The sequence below is a fragment of the Actinokineospora pegani genome, assembly GCF_009745975.1.
GTDB lineage: Bacteria > Actinomycetota > Actinomycetes > Mycobacteriales > Pseudonocardiaceae > Actinokineospora > Actinokineospora pegani.
On sequence record NZ_WHOL01000120.1, the window covers coordinates 52206 to 61215 of the forward strand.

Sequence of the window (9010 nt, forward strand, 5' to 3'; positions counted from 1 at the left end):
GGCCACCCCACCCTCCCCCGCGCCTCGGCCACCGGCGCCCCGCCGCGAACGGCGCGCCGGTCAGGGCGGTGGGTTCACACCTCCCCCAAAATGGTGGTGAGCCCACCGCCCTCTCCATGCCCGCCAGGTCGCGCTTCGGGAGTCCGTCCGATGAGCGTCGTGATCGGGGTGGTCCCTGGCGGCGCGGCTATCGCGGACATCGGCTCCCGAAACACGCCCTAGTTGATGCGGAGCAGGCCCTCCTGCACGACCGTGGCGACCAACTGGCCGTCGCGGGTGTAGAAGCGGCCGGTGGCCAGGCCCCGACCGCCGGAGGCGCTCGGCGAGGCGCAGTCGTAGAGGACCCACTCGTCGGCGCGGAAGGGGCGGTGGAACCACATCGCGTGGTCGAGGCTGGCGCCGTTGACGTCGTCGGTGCCCCAGTAGACGCCGTGGCGGGCGAGGATGGCGTCGAGGAGGGTCATGTCCGAGGCGTAGGCCAGGACGCACACGTGCAGCAGCGGGTCGTCGGGGAGCACGCCGTCGGCGCGCATCCAGACCTGGTTGCGGGCGTCGCGGGGGCCGGTGTTGCGCGAGACCCAGGCGGGCTCGGTGACGTAGCGGACGTCGATCGGGCGGGGCCGGGAGGTGACGTTGGCGAAGGTCCGGCGCAGGTCCTCGGTGACCAGGTCAGCCATCGTGGGCAGGTCCTCCGGGCCCGGGACGTCCGGCATCTCCTCGGCGTGCTCGGCGCCGGACTCGGCCACCTGGAACGACGCCGACAGCGCGAAGATCGCCTTGCCGTGCTGCACGGCCACGACCCGGCGGGTGGTGAACGAGCGGCCGTCGCGGATGCGGTCGACCTCGTAGACGATCGGGACGCTCGGGTCGCCGGGGCGGATGAAGTAGGCGTGCAGCGAGTGCACCCCGCGCTCGGGCGGCACCGTGCGCCCCGCCGCGACCAGCGCCTGACCCGCCACCTGGCCGCCGAACACGCGCAGCGTGGAGTGCTTGGGGCTCACGCCGCGGTAGATGTCCTCCTCGATCCGCTCCAGGTCGAGCAGGGCCACCAACCGGTCGAGGACGGGCTGTCCGTGCGGGACCCCGTCGGCCGCCTTGGGGGCGTCGACGGGGACCCCGGCACTGGCCGCGATCCTGGCTGCCTCGGTCAATCGGACCTCCTGCACCGTGCTCGGCGCTGCTCAGGTGTCGACGGCTCCTGGCCGGGGGCGTGGGAGCCGCCCGCCCGCGCACCCCGGCGGCCGTGGTGCCGAGTCGGGGTCGATGCCGGGCGGGGACGTGGGGGGCGGGTGGCGGGACTGGTGAGGCAGCGCCTACGCGTGGTCTTCCTCGCCCAGCCGGTGGACGCGGATGAGATTAGTCGAGCCGACGGTCCCCGGCGGCGACCCGGCGACGATCACCACGAGGTCGCCGGGCTGGTAGCGGCCGATCGAGAGCATCGCGTTGTCGACCAGGCGCACCATCCGGTCGGTGGAGTCGACCTCCTCGACCAGGAAGGTCTCGGTGCCCCAGGTCAGCGCGAGCTGGCTGCGCACCTCCGCCTCCGGGGTGAAGGCCAGCAGCGGGAGCTGGGTGTGCAGCCGGGCCAGGCGCTTGATGGTGTCGCCGGACTGGGTGAAGGCGACCAGGGCCTTGGCGTTGAGCCGCTCGCCGATGTCGCGGGCGGCGTAGCTGAGCACGCCGCGCTTGGTGCGCGGGACGTGGGTCAGCGGCGGCACGGCGGGCGTCTCGGTCTCGACGGCGGTGATGATCCGGCTCATCGTCTCGACGGTCTCGATGGCGTAGCGGCCCACCGAGGTCTCCCCCGACAGCATCAGCGCGTCGGCGCCGTCGAGCACCGCGTTGGCCACGTCGGAGGCCTCGGCGCGGGTCGGCCGGGAGTTGCTGATCATCGAGTCCAGCATCTGGGTGGCCACGATGACCGGCTTGGCGTTCTCGCGGGCGATCTGGATGGCGCGCTTCTGCACCAGCGGGACCTGCTCCAGCGGCAGCTCGACGCCCAGGTCGCCGCGGGCGACCATGACCCCGTCGAACGCCAGCACGATGGCCTCGAGGTTGTCGACGGCCTCGGGCTTCTCGAGCTTGGCGATCACCGGCAGCCTGCGCGGGCCGACCCGGTCCATCACCTGGTGCACCAGGTCGATGTCGGCCGGGGACCGCACGAACGACAGCGCGATGAAGTCGACGCCGAGCTGCAGCGCGAACTCGAGGTCCTCGATGTCCTTCTCGGACAGGGCCGGGACGGAGACGTCCATGCCGGGCAGCGACAGGCCCTTGTTGTTGGAGACCTGGCCGCCCTCGGTGACCTCGCAGACCACGTCGGGGCCCTCCACGGCGGTGACCACCAGGCCGACCTTGCCGTCGTCGACCAGCAGCCGGTCACCCGCCCTGGCGTCGTCGGCCAGGCCCTTGTAGGTGGTGGACACGCGGTCGTGGGTGCCCTGCACGTCCTCGACGGTGATCCGCACGACGTCGCCGTCGCGCCACTCGACCGGGCCGTTGGCGAACGTGCCCAGGCGGATCTTGGGTCCCTGCAGGTCGGCCAGCACCCCGACGGCGCGGCCGGACTCGTCGCTGGCCTGCCGGATCAGGTCGTAGACCTGCTTGTGGTCGCTGTGGGCCCCGTGGCTGAAGTTCATCCTCGCCACGTCCATGCCCGCCGCGACCAGCTCGCGCACCTTCTCCGCGGTGGCGGTGGCGGGGCCCATCGTGCACACGATCTTCGCTCGTCGGCTCACATCCGCACAGCCTAGTCCTGTGGGCTGTACCGATCCCGAAGTACCGGTGAGTAGCAGATGACGAGCACCCGATAGGTGCCCGTCGGCCCAGCCTGCCGGGAGCGGGGGCATCACGGGAGGGGCAGGTCGAGCGCGGCGAGCAGCCCCGGGCCCAGGACGGAGACGATCCTGGTCATCCGCCCCTCCCGCACCGTGCAGGCCATCACGCTCAACGGCCTGCCGTTCGGGCCGCGGACCAGGATGCCGGGGCGGCCGTCGACCAGGACCCTGCGCATCGCGAACCGCGCGGGATCGCCGCGCCTGGCGACGCGGAGCAGCTCGGCCACGCCGGTGTGGACCGTCGTGCCCGCGGCCGTGCGGACCTCCCAGACGACACCGGGGTCGAGGATCTCCACCAGGTCCTCGAAGCGCCCGTCGCGGGCGGCGGCCAGGAAGGCGTCGACCACCGCGCGCTGCTCCCGCCTGTGCGCGGCGGACACCTCCGGCGCCGCCCCGCGGACCTTGCGCCGCGCCCGGCTCGCCGCCATCTTCGCCGCGTCGGTCGACTTGCCCAGCACCGGGCCGATCTCGGCGAACGGGACGGCGAACAGGTCGTGCAGCACGAACGCGAGGCGCTCGTCGGGTCCGAGCGCCCCGAGCACGACGAGCAGCGCGAGGCCGACCGCGTCCGCCTGGACCGCGCTGTCCTCCGGCCGCACCGCCCGGTCGTCGTCCTCGGTCACGACCAACCCCGGCCCGTACGGGGTTTCCGGCCGCGCCGCCCGCGACCGCAACTGGTCGACGCACAGCCTGCCCACCACGGTGGTCAGCCAGCCCGCGACGTTGTCGATCGCGCCCGCCTCCTGCCGCGCCAGGCGCACCCAGGCCTCCTGGACGACGTCCTCGGCGTCGGCGCGGCCCCCCAGCACCCGTGCGGCGATGCCCGTCAGGCGGGCGCGGTGCGCCTCGAAGACCTCCGCCAGGTCGGTGTCAGCCGCCATCGTTACCTCTCCTCGTTCGCTCCCGTCACCACCACGACGGGCCCGAGCGGCCCGAGGTAACCACGAGGGAGATCACGTGCACATCACGCTGTGGGTCATGGCCGGGGCTCTCGCCGCCGCCTTCGCGACCGGGGCGCTGGCCCAGCTCACCATGCCCAAGGACCGCTACCGGGGGCTGGGCCGCAGCCAGCACTGGGTCGACGACTTCAGCGGCGGGCAGCTCAAGGCCATCGGCGCGGTCAAGCTGGCGGGCGCCCTCGGGCTGGTCGTGCCCGCCGTGGCGCCGCTGGCCGCCTGCGGGCTCGCGCTGTTCATGGCCGGGGCCGCGACCACCCGGTTCCGCCGGGCGGAGTGGGCGCTGATGCTGGGCGACCTGGCCTACCTGGGCCTGTTCGCGTTCCTCGCCTGGGGGCGGTTCGCCCTGGCGCCGTTCTGAGCGCGGGCGCCGGGCGTCAGCGGCGCGGGAGTTCGGAGGTCCCGACGTGGTCGCGGGCCCACTCGTTGAACGCCCGCAGCCCCCGCCACGCCTTCCTGACCCGGTCGAGGCACCCCGGCTCGTGCAGCGTGTCGTCGGGCGGCCAGGCGAACATCGCGTAGAGGGACCTGTGCTTGAGCAGCTCGATCCGGGGGTGCTCCCGGTCGGTCCCGCGCGGTGCCGTCTTGAGCCGGTCGCCCTTGATCTCCCAGCCGGCCTTGGCGAGCTTGGCCACGATCTTCTCCAGCGCCTGCCCGTGCACGTCCTCGGCCACCGCGGTCCGGTACCGGGCGAGCTGGTCGGACTGCAGGTGGAAGCACCCGCCGCCGACCCGCAGCCCGGCCGTGCCGACCTCGACGTAGTAGGCGCCGCCACCCCGGCCGCGCTCGACCACGGCGCCGCAGTGGGTCTTGTAGGGCCGCTTGTCCTTGCCGAACCGCACGTCGCGGTGCGGGCGGAACACCCTGGCCTCGCCCCAGTCGGCGAACTCCGGCGCCAGCGCGCCGAGCAGGGCCACCATGGGCGCCTTGACGTCGGTGTCGTAGGTGGCCTTGTTGGCGTCCCAGAAGGCCTTGGAGTTGTCGGCGGCCAGCCCGTCGTAGAAGTCGACCGCGTACTCGCCGAACCCGTCGAACCGGGTCACACCCGCTCCGCGGCGGTCGCGTCGTGCGCTCTGCGCAGCCGCGCGGCGAGGTCGGGGTCGGGCTCGTAGACCACGTCGTCGATGGACCCGATCAACCGCACCGGCGACACCGCGCTGGTGGCGAAGGCCGCCGCGAACGACGGCAGCTCGTCGGCCTGCACCGGCCGGACCCGCGAGGGCACGCCCACCCGGCTCAACCCGCTCTGGATGAGCCCCATCGCCGTCCCCGGCAGCGCCGGCGCGCTGGGCCACACCACCGCGCCCTCGCGGTCGAGGAACCCGATGTTCCAGGTGCTCCCCTCGCTGACCTGCCCGTCCCTGGTGGCGAACAGGACGTCGTCGAACCCGGCCATCCGCGCCAACCGCCGCTGGTAGTGCAGCCCGAACGTCCCCACGTGCTTCACCTGCGGCAGGTCCCGCTGGTACCCGGCGGTGCGGACCTTGAGCGGCTCGGTCTCGGTCTCGGCCTCGGTCTCGGGCAACGGCGCGGTGTCGACCAGCACCTTCGGCTCCCCGGGCGCCTCCGGCCGCCGGATATCGATCTCCGGCGCCACCACCGTCACCCTGGCCACCACCGCCCCGGCCTCGGGCAGCGCGGCCCGCAACGCCGCCCGCACGACGTCCTCCGGCAGCCCCTGCCCGAACAGGACCCAGCAGTCCCGGTCGAGCCGCTCGAGGTGGCGGGCCAGCCCGCGCACACGTCCGTTGTCGACGACCATCGTCGTGAAGTGCCCGTAGGCCAGCTTCGACACGGGGATGGCCGCGTGGTCGGGGAGGGAGAGTTCCGTGCTCATCGACGGCAGTCTCCCATGCCCCGCCCCCTGATCGCCTCGCGTGTCGCCTAGGAGGGGCGACCGGGGCGGGGTCCCACCGCCCCCTCAGCCCACCGCCAGCGGCAACGCGGTCGGGTGCACCGGTGAGGGCAGGTGGGAGTGGCCCATCAGGAACGCGTCCACCGCGTGCGCCACCGACCGCCCCTCCGCGATCGCCCACACCACCAGCGACGCCCCCCGGTGCGCGTCCCCGCACACGAACACCCCTGGCGACGTCGTCTGCCAGTCCGCCCCGCACGACAGCGTCCCCCTCGGTGTCAACGACAACCCGAGACCGTCCAGCAGCGGCATCCGCTCCACCCCCTCGAACCCGATCGCCAACAGCACCAGGTCCGCGGGCAGCACGTCCACCACGTCGTTGACCGGCGTTACCGAGCGCGCCCCCGTCTCCGGGTCGCGCCCCACGGTCACCTCGCGCAGGTGGATCTCCCGCACATGCCCCGCGGCGTCCCCGGCGAACTCCTCAACAGCCACCGCGAAGCGCCGATCCCCCGCCTCCTCGTGCGCCGGGTACGTCCGCAGGATCGTCGGCCACACCGGCCAGGGCGAGCGCGCGTCATCGCGGGAGACAGGCGCGGCCGGGTACTGGTCGAGTTGCAGGATCGAGGCCGCGCCCTGCCGGACAGCGGTCCCGTAGCAGTCGGCGCCCGTGTCGCCGCCGCCGATGATGACGACGTGCTTGTCCTTGGCGGAGATGGGGGCGGGGCCGTCGCCCTCGCACTGGCGGTTGGCGGGGACCAGGTGGTCCATGGCCAGGTGGACGCCGTCGAGGTCGCGGCCGGGGATCTCGGGGGCGTCGCGGCCGCGCAGGGCGCCGACGGCGAGGACCACGGCGTCGAAGTCCGAGCGCAGGTCCGCCACCGACACCGCGCCGGGGCCGGTGCCGCCGACCTCGCAGCCGGTGACGAAGCGGGTGCCCTCGGCGCGGAGTTGGGCCAGGCGGCGGTCGAGGCCCTTCTTCTCCATCTTGAACTCGGGGATGCCGTAGCGCAGCAGGCCGCCGAGGCGGTCGTCGCGCTCGTGCACGGTGACCTCGTGCCCGGCCCTGGTGAGCTGCTGGGCGGCGGCGAGCCCGGCGGGGCCGGAGCCGACGACGGCGACCCGGCGGCCGGTGGCGACGCCGGGGGTGACCGGCTGGGTGTAGCCGCGCTCCCAGGAGACCTGGGCGATCGTCTGCTCCACGCGCTTGATGGCGACCGGGCCGCCGGAGAGCGGGTTGATCGACAGCACGCAGGCGGACTCGCAGGGGGCCGGGCACAGCGCGCCGGTGAACTCGGGGAAGTTGTTGGTCGCGTGCAGCCGCTCGGCGGCCAGCGACCACTCACCCTTGCGCACCAGGTCGTTCCACTCGGGGATGAGGTTGCCCAGCGGGCAGCCCGCGGCGTCGTTGTGGCAGAACGGGATGCCGCAGTCCATGCACCGGGTGGCCTGCTCGCGCACCTGGGCGTCGCGCAGGTCCGCGCCGAGGTCGGCGTAGACCTCGGCCCAGTCGCCGATGCGCTCGTCGACGGGCCGCTTGGCCGCGTCGGCCCGGACCGCCTTCAGGAAACCGCTGGGGTCAGCCACAACGCACCTCCGGACAACGGGCAGAGGAAGGAGACAGCCGCTCAGCCACGGGATGCCTCCATGATCGCGGTGTCGACGTCGCGGCCCTCGGCGCGGGCGAGCCGCATGGCCTCGAGGACGCGCTGGTAGTCGCGGGGCATGACCTTGCCGAACCCGGCGGCCCGGCGGGTCCAGTCGCCGAGCAGGGACGCCGCCACCGGGGAGCCGGTCAGGTCGTGGTGGGCCTGCACGGTCTCGCGCAGCCACCTGAGATCGTCGCCGGTGGGCTGTTGCAGCTCGACCATGTCGGTGTTGACCCGCGCGGGGTCCAGGTCGAGCACGTAGGCGATGCCGCCGGACATGCCCGCGGCCAGGTTGCGCCCGGTCGGGCCGAGCACGACCGCGCGGCCGCCGGTCATGTACTCGAAGGCGTGGTCGCCGACGCCCTCGGCGACGATGACCGCGCCGGAGTTGCGCACCCCGAACCGCTCGCCGACCAGCCCGCGCAGGAAGACCGCGCCGCCGGTGGCGCCGTAGGCGATGACGTTGCCCGCGATGACCTGCTTCTCCGCGGCGAAGATGGCCTCCGGGTGCGGCCGGACGATGATCCGGCCGCCGGACAGGCCCTTGCCGACGTAGTCGTTGGCGTCGCCGACCATGTCGATGGTGACGCCCCTGGGCAGGAACGCGCCGAGCGACTGGCCCGCCGAGCCGGTCAGCGTCAGCCGGACGGTGTCGTCGGGGAGCCCGTCGCCGCCGTAGCGGCGGGTGATCTCCGAGCCGAGCAGGGTGCCGACGGTGCGGTTGACGTTGCGCACCGGCAGCTCCAGCCGGACCGGGTGCGCGTCCTCCAGGGCTCGCTCGGCGAGCTGGACGATCGTGCGGTCCAGCGCCTCGGCCAGGCCGTGGTCCTGGGCGCGCACGCGGCGGCGGGCCTGGCCGTGGCGGGTCCGCGGCACGTCGAACAGGGGCGAGAGGTCGAGCCCGCTGGACTTCCAGTGCGCCACCGCGGCGTCGACGTCGAGCAGTTCGGCGTGGCCGATGGCGTCGTCGAGGGTGCGCAGGCCCAGTCCGGCCAGCAGCTCGCGGACCTCCTGGGCGACGAACCGGAAGTAGTTGACGACGTGCTCAGCCTGACCGGTGAACCGCTCGCGCAGCACCGGGTTCTGCGTGGCGACGCCGACCGGGCAGGTGTCGAGGTGGCAGACGCGCATCATCACGCAGCCCTCGACGATCAGCGGCGCGGTGGCGAACCCGTACTCCTCGGCACCGAGCAGCGCGGCGACGACGACGTCGCGGCCGGTCTTCATCGCGCCGTCGACCTGCACGGTGATCCGGTCGCGCAGGCCGTTGAGCACGAGGGTCTGCTGGGTCTCGGCGAGGCCGACCTCCCAGGGGGTGCCCGCGTGCTTGAGCGAGTTCATCGGGGACGCCCCGGTGCCGCCGTCGTGGCCGGAGATGAGCACGACGTCGGCGTGCGCCTTGGACACCCCGGCCGCGACCGTGCCCACGCCCAGCTCGGAGACCAGCTTCACGTGCACGCGGGCGTGCTCGTTGGCGTTCTTGAGGTCGTGGATGAGCTGGGCGAGGTCCTCGATGGAGTAGATGTCGTGGTGCGGCGGCGGGGAGATCAGCCCGACGCCCGCGGTGGAGTGCCGGGTGCGGGCGATCCACGGGTAGACCTTGTTCGGCGGCAACTGCCCGCCCTCGCCCGGCTTGGCGCCCTGGGCCATCTTGATCTGGATGTCGTCGGCGTTGACCAGGTACTCCGAGGTCACCCCGAACCGGCCGGAGGC

Annotated in this window: 8 protein-coding genes; 1 reads left to right on the forward strand and 7 read right to left on the reverse strand. The window is 73.5% G+C overall.

All coding sequences use genetic code 11. The features are described from left to right. Positions 1 to 218: 218 nt before the first annotated feature. The 3 genes from tesB to GCL84_RS26090 form a co-directional block, all read right to left on the reverse strand. Complete coding sequence (tesB, locus tag GCL84_RS26080; RefSeq protein WP_156758206.1) at positions 219 to 1151, reverse strand: acyl-CoA thioesterase II; 933 nt, start codon at positions 1149 to 1151, stop codon at positions 219 to 221. Between the two features lie 162 nt (positions 1152 to 1313). Next, on the reverse strand, positions 1314 to 2738 hold the full coding sequence (gene pyk / locus GCL84_RS26085) for a pyruvate kinase (RefSeq protein ID WP_156758207.1): 1425 nt from the start codon (positions 2736 to 2738) through the stop codon (positions 1314 to 1316). A 110-nt stretch (positions 2739 to 2848) separates the two neighbouring features. Next, on the reverse strand, positions 2849 to 3718 hold the full coding sequence (locus tag GCL84_RS26090) for a sigma-70 family RNA polymerase sigma factor (RefSeq protein ID WP_156758208.1): 870 nt from the start codon (positions 3716 to 3718) through the stop codon (positions 2849 to 2851). A 76-nt stretch (positions 3719 to 3794) separates the two neighbouring features. On the opposite strand from GCL84_RS26090, the gene GCL84_RS26095 reads away from it, so the two are divergent. After that, complete coding sequence (locus GCL84_RS26095) at positions 3795 to 4154, forward strand: DoxX family protein (RefSeq protein WP_156758209.1); 360 nt, start codon at positions 3795 to 3797, stop codon at positions 4152 to 4154. A 16-nt stretch (positions 4155 to 4170) separates the two neighbouring features. On the opposite strand, the gene GCL84_RS26100 is transcribed toward GCL84_RS26095, so the two are convergent. The 4 genes from GCL84_RS26100 to GCL84_RS26115 all read right to left on the reverse strand — a co-directional run. Further along, on the reverse strand, positions 4171 to 4836 hold the full coding sequence (locus GCL84_RS26100; RefSeq protein ID WP_156758210.1) for a DUF2461 domain-containing protein: 666 nt from the start codon (positions 4834 to 4836) through the stop codon (positions 4171 to 4173). Next, on the reverse strand, positions 4833 to 5630 hold the full coding sequence (locus tag GCL84_RS26105) for an aminotransferase class IV (protein ID WP_156758211.1): 798 nt from the start codon (positions 5628 to 5630) through the stop codon (positions 4833 to 4835). The genes GCL84_RS26100 and GCL84_RS26105 overlap by 4 nt, the downstream gene beginning before the upstream one ends. Positions 5631 to 5714: 84 nt before the next feature. Then, positions 5715 to 7235, reverse strand: a complete 1521-nt coding sequence (locus tag GCL84_RS26110; protein WP_156758212.1) for a glutamate synthase subunit beta — start codon at positions 7233 to 7235, stop codon at positions 5715 to 5717. Positions 7236 to 7276: 41 nt separating this feature from the next. Then, a partial coding sequence (locus GCL84_RS26115) for a glutamate synthase-related protein (protein WP_235926732.1) occupies positions 7277 to 9010 on the reverse strand: 1734 nt, incomplete at its 5' end.